This is a genomic window from Flavobacterium labens (assembly GCF_048286755.1).
Taxonomy (GTDB): domain Bacteria; phylum Bacteroidota; class Bacteroidia; order Flavobacteriales; family Flavobacteriaceae; genus Flavobacterium.
Genome location: NZ_JBLVPL010000011.1, coordinates 1 through 16,745, shown reverse-complemented (window position 1 = coordinate 16,745; position 16,745 = coordinate 1). Strand labels below are relative to the sequence as shown.

Genomic DNA, 16,745 nt, shown 5'->3' with positions numbered 1-16,745 from the left:
GTGGGAGAGTATGTCGTCGCCTTTCTTTGAAAAACCCTATTCCTATCGGAATGGGGTTTTTTGTTTTACAGTGCTACCAGTGTTTGGCTAATGCATAGATGGGCCGCATTTCTTTAAAACCCCGTTCTTTTTAACGGGGTTTTTTGTGTTTAATAAGTATTAGATTATGTGTTTAGTAAGAAATTAAAAGCGATTGAATGTTCAAATAAATTATATGTCTAAATTAGGTTTTGTATGTATATTGCTGAATTTCAAATTGTTTTTTTTTTTTAATTTTTTTTGAAATATTTAGAAATAATTTATGTAGATATTAATTAGATCTAATAATGAGCATATAAGTACTCGATATTCTAATAGTATTGGTTTCAATCCTTTTTGACTTAATAAATCTTTATTACTAAAAATAGGTAATAAAAAAGCAGCAAAATAATCTGCTGCTTTTTCAAATTATATACTAAATATACTATTCTGCCAAAACGGATTCTGATGTTAGCACATTTAATTCTATCATGCATTTCTTCATCATTTGATAGGTTCTTTCAATGTCATTATCTAAACCGATTGAGAACCGAATCAAGCCATCAGTTAATCCCATTTCTATTTGTTCTTCCATAGGAATTTCACTTGATGTTGAAGTTCCTGGGGCACTAAATAAAGTCTTATAAAATCCTAAACTCACTGCAAGATACCCAAGATTTTTGGCTTGCATCAATTCCATCAGAGCATTGGCTTTCGCCAAAGTGCCTACGTCTAATGTCATCATTCCTCCAAAACCATATTCGTGATTTATCATTGCTGAATACAATTCATGACTTGGGTGGCTTTTTAAACCTGGATAAACCGTTTTTAGGCCATCTTTTTCAAAGCGTTCTGCCAAATACATCGCATTATGGCTGTGTTGTTTCATTCTGATGTGTAATGTGCGTAAGTTTTTCATTACACTAGCAGAACGTAAGCTATCCATTGTTGGTCCCAATAACATGCTTGCGCCGCTATTTACATTTTTTAAACTGTCGATAAATTCCTGAGATGCACATGTTACACCACCCACAGTATCACTGCTTCCGTTAATGTATTTCGTCAAACTGTGAATCACAATATCAGCTCCTAATTTTGCAGGAGAAACGGACAATGGTGAAAAAGTATTATCGACCACTAATTTCAAATTGTGTTTTTTTGCAATTTTTGATAAGCCTTCAATATCAGCAACTTCCAGTAAAGGATTACTCACCGTTTCGCAATATAAAACTTTAGTTTCATGAGTAATTGCAGCTTCCACAACGTCTAATTTCGTGATATCAACAAAAGTCGTTTTGATGCCTAATCGAGGCGTAAAATTCTTCAAGAAAGCATATGTTCCACCATAAATTGTTCTACTAGAAACAATGTGATCACCCGTTCCACACAACTGCAATAGAGTAGGAGTAATTGCTCCCATTCCTGATGCTGAAACGTTTGCTGTTTCCGTTCCTTCCATTGCTGCCAAGGCTTTGTCTAAGTATAAATTGCTCGGTGAAGAATGACGGGAATACAAGTAGCATCCTTCCATATTACCTTCAAATGTATCGAACATGGTTTTTGCCGAAAGAAAAGTATAGGTTGACGAGTCTGAAATTGATGGATTTACACCACCAAATTCTCCAAAATACTGTAAATCCTGAATTTTGTCTGCGGGATTGAAATTTTTCATAATTATTTTTTATTGTTATTTGAAGCTATTCCTGCCATACGCTTTATCTTTTACTTTTTAAAGAAAAAGTAAAAGGATGCCGCTTCTATCAGGGCTAGGGGATTTCGGTCTTGATTAAATCTATTCAAAATAACAGCGTTATAGATTAATAATCAATGCTATTATTTATTATTAGATTTTAAAACTATAAAAAATAAAAAATGTAATTTAATTTTCTAAATTAGCTTCCTAAATAGGATTTATATAGATTTTATTTCAATTCAAATTCTCAATATAAATGACATTAGACTTAGTAGATAAAAAGTTGCTTTTTTTATTACAAAAAGACTGTAAAAAAACAACCAAGGAATTGTCCTTAAAACTTAATCTTTCAGTTACTGCTGTTTACGAGCGCATAAAAAAACTGGAAAGAGAAGGCATTATCGATAAATATGTTGTGTTAGTGAATCGTTCGAAAGTCGAAAAAGGTTTTGTTGTTTTTTGTCACCTTAAACTGATTCAGCATACCAAAGAGTTTATCGCTAAATTCGAAAACGAAGTGATACAACTTAAGGAAGTAATTGAATGCCATCATGTAAGTGGAGATTACGATTATATCCTAAAAATAGTCGTTAAAGATATGGAAGCATACCGCGAATTTTTGGTTACAAAACTCACCACTTTGCAACATATTGGAAGTACACACAGCACATTCATGATTAGCGAAGTAAAAAACACGACGGTTGTTGATATTTAGAATAAACGTGGATTTAAAGCGCTATTTAGAGATAAGTAAATGTTAATTACTAAAAATTCGTAACAAAAAACCTTCTGAATTAAACTTTAAACAAAACTTAATTCCTTAATTTTGTGCAACATTTTATAAAAACACAATAAAAAAATATACTATGAATTCATTTGACGTAGTCATTATAGGTTCTGGACCAGGCGGATATGTATCAGCAATTCGTTGCGCACAGTTGGGTTTCAAAACCGCAATAATCGAAAAATATTCCACTCTTGGAGGAACTTGCTTGAATGTAGGTTGTATTCCTTCAAAAGCATTGCTTGCTTCCTCTCATCATTACAGTGAAATTGCTCATTTTGCAGATCACGGTATTGAACTTTCTGGAGAAGTAAAAGTGAATCTTGAAAAAATGATTGCACGTAAACAAGCCGTTGTAGATCAAACTTCAGGTGGTGTAAAATTTTTAATGGACAAAAATAAAATTACAGTTCTGGAAGGATTAGGTTCATTTGTTGATGCTACACATGTTGCTATTGCAAAAGCGGATGGAACTTCTGAAACTATCGAAGCTAAAAATATTATTATTGCTACAGGTTCAAAACCTTCTTCTTTACCATTTATCAAAATCGATAAAGAAAGAATCATCACTTCTACCGAAGCTTTGAAACTTAAAGAAGTGCCAAAACATTTAGTAATTATTGGTGGTGGAGTTATTGGAATCGAATTAGGTCAAGTGTATTTACGATTGGGAGCACAAGTTTCTGTTGTAGAATATTTAGACAGAATCATTCCCGGAATGGACGCTTCATTGTCTAAAGAATTGACTAAGGTATTGAAAAAACAAGGCATGAAATTCTACGTTTCACACAAAGTGAAATCAGTTGAAAGAAATGGTGAAGGAGTTGTAGTTCAAGCTGAAAATGCAAAAGGAGAAACCATTACGCTGGAAGGAGATTATTCATTAGTTTCTGTAGGACGTCGTCCTTACACTGATGGATTAAATGCTGATAAAGCAGGAGTGAAAATTTCAGATAGAGGAATGGTTGAAGTAAACGATCATTTACAAACTAATATTCCAAATATTTATGCAATTGGAGATGTAGTTCGTGGAGCAATGTTAGCGCACAAAGCAGAAGAAGAAGGAACAATGGTTGCTGAAATTTTAGCGGGTCAAAAACCACATATTGATTATAACTTGATTCCTGGTGTTGTTTACACTTGGCCAGAAGTGGCTGCTGTTGGACAAACAGAAGAGCAATTGAAAGCAGCTGGTGTTGATTATAAATCAGGAAGTTTCCCTTTCAAAGCATTAGGTCGTGCAAGAGCAGGAGGAGATTTAGACGGATTTGTAAAAATTCTTGCTGATGCAAAAACAGATGAAGTTCTCGGAGTTCATATGATTGGTGCCCGTTGTGCGGATTTAATTGCTGAAGCGGTTACGGCAATGGAATTTAAAGCATCTGCTGAAGATATTTCAAGAATGTCTCATGCACATCCAACATTTGCAGAAGCAATAAAAGAAGCAGCTTTAGCAGCAACTGATAATAGATCTTTACATGTGTAATTAGTTACTTGCATTTCTATAAAATAAAGAAACCCGCTCCATTGAGCGGGTTTCTTATTTGTTTTGCTGTCTAGTCCTGAAATAGCGATACACAAAAAGTACCGTTATGGAAAATCCTCAAGAAAGCCGCTATGTAAAGCGTACTCAAAAAGACTATTCGATGTCTTTTAAATTATAAATTGTTCAAGAAATAGAGCGTGGACAACTCACTACTACAGAAGCTACAAAGAAATATAGTATTCAATGTAGAAAGACAGTTGTAGAATGGCTAAAAAAATTTGGTAGCTTTGATTGGGAGAACCAAACCTGTTTGACTATGGCAAAATTACCCGAACAAAAGATTATGGAACTAGAAGCTCAAGTCAAGCTTTTAGAGAAACAAAAAGCTTTTTTAGAACGTCAGGCATTTGTTGCTGATAAGAAAGCAATCTTGTTTGATATGATGATTGATCTAGCTGAACAAGAATATCATATTGATATCCGAAAAAACTCTGTACCCGAACAATCGATGATTTTAAAGAAAAAGAGCAACAAACAGTAGCCTTTACCTGTTATTTGTTCGGGATAGACAGACAGGTTTATTATCGAAGCATTCGAAGGAAAAGAGTTAAGCAAGGCAAGGCTGAACAGGTTGTTTCAATGGTTGTTGTTATTAGAAAATCAATGCCTAGAATAGGTACTCGAAAACTCTATTATCTTCTACAAAATAAACTCCAGCTGATGAAAATTGGAAGGGATAAATTCTTCGATATACTAAGAGCTAATCATTTACTAATACAGCCAAAGCGTTCTTATCATATAACAACCAACTCGCATCATCGCTTTAGAAAACACGAGAATCTAATTCTGAATTTAGAAATAAACAGACCAGAACAAGTTTGGGTATCTGATATTACTTACATCGGAAAAAGAGATAATCCTTGCTACTTAAGTTTGGTTACTGATGCTTACTCCAAGAAAATAATGGGATATTATATAGCTAACAACTTAAATGTTCAAAGTAGTGTTATAGCTTTAAAAATGGCGCTTAAACAGAGAAAGAATTGTGGCTTGTCATTGATACATCATTCCGATAGAGGTTTGCAATATTGTGCTAATCAATACCAAGAAGAGCTCATTAATAACGGGGTTTTGTGCAGTATGACTCAAAATTCAGACCCCTATGAAAATGCAGTAGCAGAGAGAATAAATGGGATTTTAAAACAAGAATTTAGAATCGATAAATACAATCAAACAACAGAAATAACAAACCAAATTGTAAAGGAAGCGATTGCTATTTATAATGAAATCAGACCTCATTATTCTAATTACATGTTAACTCCCAAACAAATGCATGCGCAAAGTATAATTTATATGAGAACCTACAAAACAAAAAACAGTAGCAAAAACGTCTTTGCTACTGTTTAATATTTTAATTTTATCTAATAATCTGTATCGCTTTTTTAGGACGGGACATGAGTTGAGTTTAATTAGCCTTTTGCTACAAATAAACCTTTATAGTTTTCCCAATGGCTGTAAATTAAAAACAGATTGCCTAAAAACAAGAACACTGCAACAGGTATCCCTTCAGGAGACAAGAAAAAGTTGATAAATAAAATGTTTATAGTTATTGGTAATATTAAGATGTTCGCTAATGTTACATACCGTCCAGTAATAAAGGATAGTCCACAAAGAAATTCCATTGATTTAGCCAAAGGGATTAAATAAGTAGATGCAACTAAACCCACATTAAAAGCTTTGAAATTTCCAGTAACTTCTGGTTCTGGTGCTAGTTTTAGAAAAAAGCTAACAGACGCATAAAGAAGCAAAAGTCCAATTAAGGTTCGGATAATAATAATTGCAATTTTCATAGTATATGGTTTTTTAGAGGTTACATATTTGAGAATAATTATTGGGGAATTGCACTTTCATCCATATACATAATTTCCCATTGATGCCCATCTAAATCGGCAAAACTATGTCCGTACATCCATCCATGATCTTGCGGCTCCATATAAATTGAACCACCGGCATCTACTGCGGTTTTTACCATTTCATCTACTTTTTCTCTACTATCAGCATCTATTGCAATTAATACTTCGGTATTTTTATGGGCGTTGCAAATTTCTTTTTTGGTAAAGTCTTTAAATCGTTGCTCAATAACAAGCATCGCAAAAATATTGTCTCCAACAATCATGCAAGTGGCCTGTTCGTCAGTAAATTGTGGGTTGAAAGAAAATCCAAGTTTAGTAAAAAAATCAATTGATTTTTTTAGGTTTTTAACAGCTAAATTGATGAAAATTTTTGAAGCCATAATGAGAATGATTAGACGATTAAAAGAATCCTAAATTTATCATGCACTATCAAATTTACAAAAAAATAAACTAATTTTAGTATAATCAGTTATTGAAGGTTTATTTTTTGTTGTAATTTTGAATTTTAAATACCAATACTTTTTGAGAACTTCAATTTACAAGTCTATTTCTGATCCAAAACTGTTTAAAGAACAGCTTTTATTTTGGTCTCAACAGTTTCGAGAAATCATTTATTTAGACAGTAATCATTATCCACAAAATTATTCCAGTTATGATTGCGTTCTTGCCGTTGATGCATTTACTTCAATAAAAACAGATTATCACAATGCTTTTGAGGATTTAAAACAATACCAGCAAAGTACCAGAGACTGGCTTTTTGGTTATTTATCGTATGATTTAAAAAATGATATCGAGCAGTTACAATCTACCAATTTTGATGGGCTGGATTTTCCGGATTTGTATTTCTTTCAACCTAAGAAGTTATTTTTATTGAAAGGGAATCAAATAGAAATTCAATATCTCAATATGTGTGACGATGAAGTGGAGGAAGATTTTGGCGAAATTGTCAAAATTCGAAAGTCAAATGTCGAAATAGAAGCATTAGTAACGATTCAACAACGGATTCCGAAGAAAAAATATCTTCAAAAAGTTTCAAAAGTCTTGGAACACATTCATCAAGGCGATATATATGAAGCTAATTTTTGTATGGAATTTTTTGCTGAAAATGCAACGATTAATCCTATAGAAAAATTTATAAAACTCAACGCAATTTCTCAGCCGCCATTTGCCGTTTTTTTTAAAAACAACAAGCATTTTTTACTTTCGGCGACACCGGAACGTTATTTAAGGAAAGAAGGAGAACGTATTATTTCGCAACCGATTAAAGGAACTGCGAAACGATTTTTAGACCCAATCGAAGATGAAAAATCGAAAATGCAATTGGCTTTAGATCCAAAAGAACGAGCCGAAAATATTATGATAACGGATTTAGTGCGGAATGATTTGTCTCGAACCGCACAAAAAGGATCAGTTGAAGTACAAGAGTTATGCAAAATTTACTCTTTTTTGCAAGTACATCAAATGATTTCTACTGTAACGTCAAAATTAGATGTGCAATATTCGATTGTTGATGTTTTGAAGACCACTTTCCCGATGGGAAGTATGACTGGAGCACCAAAAATTTCGGTGATGAAAATCATTGAACAGTTGGAAGAAACAAAACGCGGATTGTATAGCGGCGCCGTGGGCTATTTTACACCAAACGGTGATTTTGATTTTAATGTAGTTATCCGAAGCATTTTGTACAATCAAGAAAAAAAATACGTTTCTTTTTCAGTTGGAAGTGCCATCACTTCACAATCCATTCCTGAAAATGAATATGAGGAATGTTTGCTTAAAGCAAAAGCGATGCGAGAAGTTTTAAGTTAAATCCAAACGAATTAATTAAATTTGAACATGCTACAGAAATTCCAAAACCATCTTCTTCATAATTTCCAGTTCTTGAGCGGAAAAAAAATCCTTCTGGCCACAAGTGGCGGGAAAGACAGCATGGTAATGGTGCATTTGTTTCAGCAATTGGATTATAAAATAGGAATAGTACATTGTAATTTTCAATTGCGCGGATTGGAAAGTTTTGGAGACCAAAATTTTGTCCAGGAATATGCTTCTGCAAATGATATTCCGGTATTTATAACACAATTTGATACTAAAGCTTTCGCAGAAGATTATAAAGTTTCTACGCAAGTTGCCGCTCGTGAGTTGCGATATAACTGGTTTTATGAATTATTAGAAACTGAAAAATTCGATTATATTCTTACGGCACATCATGCCGATGATAATCTGGAAACGTTCCTAATCAATTTGAGTCGTGGAACTGGATTAGAAGGTTTGACAGGAATTCCGGAACAAAACGATAGAGTAATTCGTCCGCTTTTGGCATTTAGCCAAGAAGAAATGGAAGAATATGCCAAATTAAATAACATTCAATGGCGTGAAGACAGCAGCAATGCATCAGATAAATACCTTCGAAATAAAATTCGCCATCATTTGGTTCCGATGTTAAAGGAATTGAATCCCAATTTTCTTTCTTCGTTTCATAAAACGCAAACCTATTTGCAAGAAGCGCAAGTGATGGTCGAAGATGCATCTATTATGATTTATCAACAAGTGGCTAAACAGGAGGAGGATACTATTTATTTTGATTTAAAAAAATTAAAAAAATTACCCAATTACAAATCGTATTTACATCAATGGCTGAAAGAATTTGGATTTTCGGCTTGGGATGATATTTATGATTTGGTCGAAAGCCAATCTGGCAAATACGTTTTTTCGCCAGAATATAGATTATTGAAAGATAGAGATTCTTTAATCTTAAGCTCAATAAATTTCGTAAATGAAAAGGAGGAATATGCAATTGATGAAAATCAAAAAGAAGTTAATATTCCCTTAAATCTTACGTTTTGTAAAGTAGCGGACATTAGTTTAACAATGAACTCAGCTATCTTTGTTGACGCTGATAAACTGCAATTTCCTTTAGTTTTACGCCACTGGAATGAGGGCGATAGTTTTCAGCCTTTTGGGATGGATGGTAAATCTAAAAAAGTGAGCAAGCTTTTTAAAGATGAAAAATTATCCTTGCTAGAAAAAGAAAATTCGTGGCTTTTATGTTCGAATGATCAAATAGTTTGGATTATTGGTCTTCGTCAGGATGAACGTTTTAGAATAGAGAATACAACAAAGAATATACTTAAAATACAATTAGAATAATGAAGAAACTACTATTTATACTTATTGCTTTTTTGGCTTTTGCGAATGGATATGCCCAAATTCTTGATCCTGCAAAATGGACCACCAAAATAGAAAAGAAATCTGAGAATAATTATATTCTTACTTTTAATGCCATCATAGAAAAAGATTGGCATTTATATTCTCAATTTACTACTGACGGCGGATCTTTGCCTTTGGAAATTATTTTCAAAAATCAAAAAGGAAACTTTAATTTAGTGGGCAAAGCCAAAGAAAGCAAAACCACAACTGCTTTCAATGATGTTTTTGATGTGAACGAAACGTACTTTGAGAAAAAAGCTCAAATTCAACAGGAAATCACGATTACAAACCCAAAGATTACAAAAATTGAAGTCAATTTGAATTATCAGGTTTGTAAAGAAGCGTGTATCAATTTAGAGAAGAGTTTTACGTTTACCATTCCTGCCACTGCAAAAACAGCGGAATTACCTACTGCAGCATCAGATTTGACTACAATAGATACAGCTAAAGTTGACACTGCTATGGCAAATACAGATGTAAATAATGAACAAGCTGTTACGGCTGAAAAAGTTCCCGTTCTGGATACCAAACCTTCCAAGCAAAGAGGATTATGGTCTATTTTCTTTATTGCTTTTTTATCTGGATTTGCCGCATTGCTTACGCCTTGTGTCTTCCCGATGATTCCTATGACGGTCAGTTTTTTTACCAAACAAAGCAAAACAAAAGCAAAAGGAATTAGAAATGCCATTATTTATGGAATTGCAATCATCTTCATATATGTTGTTTTAGGATTCTTAGTGACTTGGATTTTTGGTGCGGATGCATTGAATGCGTTGTCTACGAATGTTTGGTTTAATATTATTTTCTTTGTTTTGTTAGTCACTTTTGCGGCTTCATTTTTAGGAGCTTTTGAGATTATGTTACCAAATTCTTGGGCAAACAAAGTCGATAATCAAGCGGATAGAGGCGGAATAATTGGAATTTTATTCATGGCTTTGGCATTAGCAATTGTATCTTTTTCGTGTACCGGACCAATCGTAGGAACACTTTTAGTAGAAGCTGCGTCAAAAGGCGGAATTGCGCCAATTGTTGGAATGTTCGGATTTTCATTGGCTTTAGCCTTACCATTTATGTTATTTGCCATGTTCCCGGGTTGGTTGAATTCGTTGCCAAAATCTGGCGGTTGGTTGAATACGGTTAAAGTCGTTTTAGGGTTTTTAGAATTAGCTTTGGCATTCAAATTTTTGTCAAATGCGGATTTGGTTTTGCAATTGCATTTCTTGGAAAGAGAAGTTTTCTTGGCAATTTGGATTGCTATTTTTGGAACTTTAGCATTCTATTTATTTGGGAAAATTACGCTTCCGCATGATAGCCCGATGAGTCATATATCAGTAGGAAGATTGTCTTTTGGATTGGTTATTTTGGCTTTTACCATCTATTTGATTCCCGGAATTTGGGGAGCACCATTGAAATTAATTTCTGGTTTCCCGCCTCCAATGACGTATAGTGAAAGTCCATACGGAGTAGGAAACTCTAAAGGTGGTTCGAATGCATCAGCTCAAGTTTTGCCGGAAGGTGCACACTTAGGACCACACGATCTTATCGCTTTTGAGGATTATGAAAAGGGATTGGCTTATGCCAAGTCAGTTAACAAACCCATTTTGCTTGATTTTACAGGATATGCTTGTGTGAATTGCAGAAAAATGGAAGATTATGTTTGGTCTGATCCTGCTATTCTAAAAATTTTACAAGACGAAGTGGTTTTAATCTCTTTGTATGTCGATGATAAAAGAGAATTACCCAAAAATGAGCAATATGTATCTAAAGAAACGGGTAAAGAAATTGTAAGTGTAGGGAATAAATGGAGTGATTTCCAAATTACAAGATACAAAGCCAACGCGCAACCGTATTACATTGTTATAGATGTAGAAGAAAATATGTTGTCAGTTAAACCGGAAAGTTATAACTCGGATATTAATGCTTATAAAGGCTGGTTGAGAGAAGGAATTACTCGATTTAAAAAGGCTAAATAAAGCGTAGCATGTGGACAAAACAGTAAACATAAATTGCACTAATTTCTAAGAAGTAATCTTTGGAAATTAGTGCAATTTTTTTAAACTTGGCACATATTTGTATATGGAATCATTGTTAAGTCAGTTAAAATATTTCACTACTGTAAATAAATACTAATGACTTTTATTCAATTATTTTTTCGATATAATCAGAATTTAAAAGATACAAAGCGCCCATATAGCGTATTTGAAAAGCAACTAAGTCTCCAATCTTATACGTTTTTTTAGAATTAGAAATATCGATAACCAACATGTCAGAACTGGCATCTACAATAGTAATATCTGTATCATCTGATTCGATGTATTGTGGTTGCATATCAAGTAAGCCAATATCTAGAATAGCTCGCAGAGAAGTAATTCCCAAATCGTTGACATCATTCATTGAGAACGAATTTCCCGCTACATTTTCTCCTAATTCACCTGTTGGCGTATTCGGCTTTTCAGTAATTTCGATGATTTCAGCATATAATTTGAAAACATCATGGTGCATTCCTTCAATAGTATTTCCAGTAAACAAGTCTTTCCCAAAAAAGAGTGCTTCTCCTATTCGGAAGTGATTCACGGCCATTGGTCGGGCATTTTTTAGAAGTAATGGTATTGTAACCGAAGTTCCTCCGGAAACGAACGGAATATTGATATTGAATTTAGCTTCAATTAATTGCTTGTATAAACTCAATTGAATTAGCTTGTCCTGCGTTGGCATTACACCGCTGAGGCAATTAAAATTCGTCCCGATACCAGAGATTTCGATATTTGGCATTTTTAGAATCGTACCATAAAAGTCTATCAATTCCTCCCCCATAACGCCTTCGCGAAGGTCTCCCATTTCAATCATGATGATGATTTTATGTGTCTTATTTTGCTTCACCGCTTCATCTGAAAGTAGTTGTATGGTATAGATTTCAGTATTAAAACTAATATCGGCATACTTAACAATGCTTTCAATACTTCGTTTTGCAGGTGGTTTTATATAGACAGTTTGAATTTCAGGATCCAGTGCTTTAATTTTTTTTAAATTACTCACCCTGGAATCATGAATTTCACGCACTCCTAAAGCAATGATTTCTCTAAGGTAAATTTTATTTCCGCATAAAAGTTTAGAAACAACGCCCCATTGGATGTTTCTAGATTTAAATGTTTCATCTAAAAACTGATAGTTTTCCTGTAATTTTTTTCGATATAATTTTATAAAAGCCATTTCTGATGATTTAAAACAAGTTGTTTGAAGACCGAACTATTTAGTCAGTCTCATTTCCAGGTATTTATTAGTAAAACCTAAACTTTCGTATAGTTTTTGGGCAGGATTATCAGGTTCTACATGCAGTGCAATATTTCCTTCGGCAATTGATATGGCTTTTTGCATCAACTGTTTTCCAAAACCCTTTCCGCGTTGGCTATTGTTTACAGCGATGTAAACCAAAATATTTTCTGGAATGTAATCTTTCATTCCAGTGTTGTTTAAAATAACAACACCTACGATTTTCTGTTCCTCGATTCCCACAACAATATTGCCTCCTTTGTCAGGATTCATGACATAATCAATACATTTTTGAATGTCTTCAATAGTGTCGCCATATTGTTCTAAATGGGTATAAAGGAAAAGTGCTATAATTTTATTGGTGTATATTGTATCTTCTCCGGTAGTGTCATTAATTTGTTTGAATTCCATTTAAAAGTAATTTAGTGTTAAATATGAGCTGTAGCCATGCTAATGATTTTTCTAAATAGAAAATCAAATAGTATTATTTTTTTAGGTTAATTAATAGCCTGTAAATGGAATTTTTCCAAAAGGCGATGATGTAGTAAACTACAAAAAAAAGATGATTTTTTCAGAATGATTTCTGAAATAAGGGATTTAATTTTGGGTTAAAAGTGCACAAAAAGTGACTTTAATAACTACAAAAAATAATTTGGTGTTTTACAAATATAAGGCGAATTATCTGAAAATAGCTCTTAAAATGGGTAAAACGCCTTTTTTATAAGTGAAAAAAATCCTTTTATAAGTTGATAATGTAAATAATTCAATGCAAAGACAAAGGATTATCTGGTAGGAAAAGTTGCTATTTTGAATACACAAATGAATGAACCTTAGGTGTGAAAGGTTTGAACATAATTAGCTATTATGACAGTGTAAATTTCTACTCTCCATATAATTATACTCGATTTCTGAATTTAAAAAAAGTTGAAATAAGGATATTTTATTCAAAAGAGATTTTTTATCTTTAAAAACTATTTTAACTCAAAAAATTCATGAAAAAACTACTTAGTATTTCTCTTTTTTTTATTGGTGCAGTTCTGTTTGCCCAAGACAATAAAGTAAATTATGTTTCTGAAAATTACACTAAAAAAGAAGTACATATAAAAATGCGCGACGGTGCAGAATTATTTACTTCTATTTACACTCCCAAAGATATTTCTAAAAAATATCCGATTATAATGCAAAGAACGCCTTATAATTCAGGTCCTTATGGAGAAGGTCAGCTCAAAAGAAGTATTTCTCCCAACGAAACGATGATGAAAGAAGGATATATTGTGGTTTATCAAGATGTTCGTGGCAGGTTCATGAGTGATGGATTATACGATAATATGCGTGGTTTTATTCCAAATAAAAAAGGAAAAAAAGATACCGATGAAGCTTCGGATACTTATGATACGATAGATTGGTTGGTTAAAAATGTGGCTAATAACAACGGAAATGTTGGAACTTGGGGAATTTCATATCCCGGATTTTACGCTACGTATTCTTTGTTGAGCAATCATCCAGCTTTGAAAGCAGTTTCACCTCAAGCGTGTATAGCCGATTTCTTTTTCGATGATTTTCATCATAATGGAGCCTATTTGTTGAGTTATTGGAAAGTAACGCCATTATTTGGACCTCAAAAAACAAAGCGTACTACGGAACCTTGGTATAAATTTACGAATACTGGGACAAATGATGATTATCAGTTTTTCCTGGATGCGGGTCCATTATCTAATTTAGATAAATATTACGGTAAAGAAGACGAATTTTGGCAACAGCTGAAAGACCATTCTAGCTATGATGATTTTTGGCAAAAACGTGGAATTTTACAACATTTGAACAATATTAAACCAGCGGTAATGACTGTAGGAGGTTGGTTTGATGCCGAAGATTTATATGGTCCATTAAATACCTACACTACCATTGAAAAGAGTAGTAAAAACTACAACACAATCGTTATGGGGCCTTGGAGCCATGGTGATTGGGCTAGAAATTCAGCAAAACAAGTGATTGGTAATATAAATTTTGGAGACAGTATTTCAGGTTATTATCAAAAAAATATTGAAGCTAATTTCTTCCGTCATTTCTTAAAAAATAATGGTAAAGGTGAAAATAAATTACCAGAAGCCTATGTTTTTGATACTGGAAGAAAAGAGTGGAAGACCTATGAAAATTGGCCTCCTCAAAATACTGAAAAACAAGATTTCTTTTTGCAAGGAAGTCAATTGACAAAAATGGCTAAGAGAAATATTTCTTTTGAAGAATTCATTAGTGACCCTAAAAAACCGGTTCCTTATTCTGAAGATATCAAACAAGCGGGTCTTACACCAAGGAAATATATGACGGATGATCAGCGTTTTGCTGCGAGACGTCCAGATGTGATTGTTTTTGAAACCGAGGTTTTGACTGACGATACCACATTAGCAGGAGAAATATTGGCTAAATTACAAGTTTCTACTACAGGAACAGATGCGGACTGGATTGTAAAAGTTGTTGACGTATTCCCTAATGACGAACCAGAGACAAAAGAGGTTGCTCCTTATTTGAAAATGAGTAATTATCACATGATGGTTCGTAGTGAGGTTATGAGAGGACGTTTCAGAAATAGTTTTTCAAAACCTGAGCCTTTTGTTGCTAATGAGAAAACACCTGTAAATATAAAGTTGCAAGATGTTTTTCATACATTCAAAAAAGGACATAAAATACAGATTCAGGTTCAAAGTACTTGGTTCCCGTTTATTGATTTGAATTCACAAACGTTTGTTGATAATATATTTTATGCTAAACCAGAGGATTTCCAAAAGCAAACTCATAGAATTTATAATGATTCAAAAATTGAGTTCACAGTTTTAAAATAAAAAGTTACTAGAAATATTAAAATTCAAATGAGGCTGTCTGTAAAGGCAGCCTTTTTTTATTTATAAATTCTACCGAAATTTTCTTCAATTAGTTTCATTGAATTTTAATAATTAAATATAAAACAGTTCTAAAAGTGGCGTATGTTTTTAATTATTTTTTTTATTTCTTCTAAAAAAACATAAAAGATGTAGTTGGTAGTTTTTTTTATTCCTTTAATCGAAAATGTATTAAAAATAAGATTAATGTATTCTTAATTATATAATTTAGTATATAAGTTTTTGGAAATTAGACAATTGTAATGTTGTTTTTTGTTATAAAAATTTAAAAGCAATAGAGATATTATTCTATTGGTTCTGCATTTTATAGTAAGGCATATAGTATTCGTTATTTTATTATTTTAATTCAATAAATATGAAAACATTTTTACTCAAATCACATTTTTTAACGATTGTTTTTTTAATTGCAAATTTATTTTTTGCAGAAGCTGCTTTTGGTCAAGCTACGGTTACTACCGACAAAGATGATTATGCTCCCGGTGAGTATGTGATTATTACAGGAACTGGATGGGCGCCAGGCGAAACCGTAACGTTGCATTTTGATGAAACGCCTAAGCCAGCAACATGTCTTCTACCGCATGATATGACCGCAGTGGCAGACTCCAGCGGTAATATATATAATAATCAGTTTTTAATAAAAATCAACCATATTGGAGTTGCCTTTTTGCTAACAGCTACAGGTCAGACCTCAGGATTAGTTGCAACGAGGAATTTTACGGATGCAAATACAAGCTTAACCGATCCCAATCCTGACTCGGCGTTTGTTTATGGATCAATTGTAACTATATCAAGTAAACTTACCCAAAATGGTACTGGGTCGCCTCCAACTTATGTAGGTAATGGCAACCCAATACCAGGCAAAACCATAACCTTTAGTGGTGGTGGAACACCATTAGGAACTGGTATAACTAATGCTAATGGTATTGCAAGCTCTACTGTAAGTATTTCTCTAGCACCAGGAAGCTACACATCAGGAACTACTAAATTAAAAGCGGATTTTGCAGGAGATCCAAGTAATAACCCTTACGCGAGTAAAAATGTCTCAATAAATTTTACGGTAGCAAAAGCTAATACATCCTTTTCAGCAGTTTCAGGATATGGAGTTTACGGAGGAAATGTTGGTTTAAAAGCAACAACAAATTTAAATGTTGCTGGATTGACAATTAATTTCACTTTAAATGGAACTGCCGTTGGTTTTGCTAATACTGATGCCTTGGGTGTAGCAACCTTAGTTGTTCCGTTTGTTTCAATACCTGTAGCAGTAAAAAATGCCGGGACTCATGCTAATGAAGTTGGTGCAAGTATTGCAAATACTACGAATTATTCTGCAGCATTAGGAACAGGAAATTTAGTTATAAGTAAAGCCGCAACAACAACGGTTGTAACTATCACTGGCGCTCCGTTTACTTATACTGGATCGGCTATTGAGCCAGCTACCGTTAGTGTTACAGGCGCAGGTGGTTTGAGTTTAACCCCA

14 protein-coding genes are annotated in these 16,745 nt (G+C 33.4%); 9 read left to right on the top strand and 5 right to left on the bottom strand.

Going from position 1 to position 16,745, the window contains the following annotated elements; translation table 11 throughout:
- Nucleotides 1-463 precede the first annotated feature (463 nt).
- Nucleotides 464-1,690, bottom strand: coding sequence for an aminotransferase class I/II-fold pyridoxal phosphate-dependent enzyme (locus tag ACNQF8_RS15220; RefSeq protein ID WP_417952713.1), 1,227 nt, complete (start codon nucleotides 1,688-1,690; stop codon nucleotides 464-466).
- A 277-nt stretch (nucleotides 1,691-1,967) separates the two neighbouring features.
- Here ACNQF8_RS15220 and ACNQF8_RS15215 point away from each other — a divergent pair, with 277 nt between their 5' ends.
- The 4 genes from ACNQF8_RS15215 to ACNQF8_RS15200 all read left to right on the top strand — a co-directional run bounded on the left by ACNQF8_RS15215 (nucleotide 1,968) and on the right by ACNQF8_RS15200 (nucleotide 5,388).
- Nucleotides 1,968-2,426: an Lrp/AsnC family transcriptional regulator gene (locus ACNQF8_RS15215; protein WP_417952714.1), complete on the top strand. Its 459-nt coding sequence runs from the start codon at nucleotides 1,968-1,970 to the stop codon at nucleotides 2,424-2,426.
- Between the two features lie 151 nt (nucleotides 2,427-2,577).
- Entirely contained in the window at nucleotides 2,578-3,981 is a 1,404-nt protein-coding gene (lpdA, locus tag ACNQF8_RS15210; RefSeq protein WP_417952715.1) for a dihydrolipoyl dehydrogenase, read from the top strand.
- Nucleotides 3,982-4,297: 316 nt separating this feature from the next.
- Nucleotides 4,298-4,522 (top strand): hypothetical protein, encoded by a 225-nt coding sequence (locus ACNQF8_RS15205; protein WP_417952716.1) that lies wholly within the window; start codon nucleotides 4,298-4,300, stop codon nucleotides 4,520-4,522.
- 14 nt (nucleotides 4,523-4,536) lie between these two features.
- On the top strand, nucleotides 4,537-5,388 hold the full coding sequence (locus ACNQF8_RS15200; protein WP_417953912.1) for an IS3 family transposase: 852 nt from the start codon (nucleotides 4,537-4,539) through the stop codon (nucleotides 5,386-5,388).
- 62 nt (nucleotides 5,389-5,450) lie between these two features.
- Here ACNQF8_RS15200 and ACNQF8_RS15195 read toward each other — a convergent pair whose 3' ends face one another.
- On the bottom strand, nucleotides 5,451-5,831 hold the full coding sequence (locus tag ACNQF8_RS15195) for a DoxX family membrane protein (RefSeq protein WP_315212157.1): 381 nt from the start codon (nucleotides 5,829-5,831) through the stop codon (nucleotides 5,451-5,453).
- A gap of 38 nt (nucleotides 5,832-5,869) precedes the next feature.
- Nucleotides 5,870-6,274: a VOC family protein gene (locus ACNQF8_RS15190; protein WP_417952718.1), complete on the bottom strand. Its 405-nt coding sequence runs from the start codon at nucleotides 6,272-6,274 to the stop codon at nucleotides 5,870-5,872.
- 142 nt (nucleotides 6,275-6,416) lie between these two features.
- Here ACNQF8_RS15190 and ACNQF8_RS15185 point away from each other — a divergent pair, with 142 nt between their 5' ends.
- From ACNQF8_RS15185 to ACNQF8_RS15175, 3 genes are read left to right on the top strand one after another with little or no spacing between them, the layout of a single operon-like run.
- On the top strand, nucleotides 6,417-7,703 hold the full coding sequence (locus ACNQF8_RS15185; RefSeq protein WP_417953913.1) for an anthranilate synthase component I family protein: 1,287 nt from the start codon (nucleotides 6,417-6,419) through the stop codon (nucleotides 7,701-7,703).
- Between the two features lie 27 nt (nucleotides 7,704-7,730).
- Nucleotides 7,731-9,041, top strand: a complete 1,311-nt coding sequence (gene tilS / locus ACNQF8_RS15180; protein ID WP_417953914.1) for a tRNA lysidine(34) synthetase TilS — start codon at nucleotides 7,731-7,733, stop codon at nucleotides 9,039-9,041.
- Nucleotides 9,041-11,074 carry a protein-disulfide reductase DsbD family protein gene (locus tag ACNQF8_RS15175; protein WP_417953915.1) on the top strand — a complete coding sequence of 678 codons (2,034 nt, stop codon included), beginning with the start codon at nucleotides 9,041-9,043 and terminating at the stop codon, nucleotides 11,072-11,074. The genes tilS and ACNQF8_RS15175 overlap by 1 nt, the downstream gene beginning before the upstream one ends.
- Nucleotides 11,075-11,237: 163 nt before the next feature.
- On the opposite strand, the gene ACNQF8_RS15170 is transcribed toward ACNQF8_RS15175, so the two are convergent.
- Together ACNQF8_RS15170 and ACNQF8_RS15165 are read right to left on the bottom strand one after the other, a co-directional pair.
- Nucleotides 11,238-12,311 carry an alanine/ornithine racemase family PLP-dependent enzyme gene (locus ACNQF8_RS15170; RefSeq protein WP_417952722.1) on the bottom strand — a complete coding sequence of 358 codons (1,074 nt, stop codon included), beginning with the start codon at nucleotides 12,309-12,311 and terminating at the stop codon, nucleotides 11,238-11,240.
- Nucleotides 12,312-12,347: 36 nt separating this feature from the next.
- The gene (locus ACNQF8_RS15165) at nucleotides 12,348-12,782 is read right to left on the bottom strand and encodes a GNAT family N-acetyltransferase (protein WP_417952723.1); all 435 of its coding nucleotides are present in this window, start codon (nucleotides 12,780-12,782) and stop codon (nucleotides 12,348-12,350) included.
- A 581-nt stretch (nucleotides 12,783-13,363) separates the two neighbouring features.
- Here ACNQF8_RS15165 and ACNQF8_RS15160 point away from each other — a divergent pair.
- Complete coding sequence (locus tag ACNQF8_RS15160) at nucleotides 13,364-15,211, top strand: CocE/NonD family hydrolase (RefSeq protein WP_417953916.1); 1,848 nt, start codon at nucleotides 13,364-13,366, stop codon at nucleotides 15,209-15,211.
- 412 nt (nucleotides 15,212-15,623) lie between these two features.
- Nucleotides 15,624-16,745: Ig-like domain-containing protein (locus ACNQF8_RS15155; protein ID WP_417983542.1), on the top strand; the 1,122-nt coding region annotated here is incomplete at its 3' end.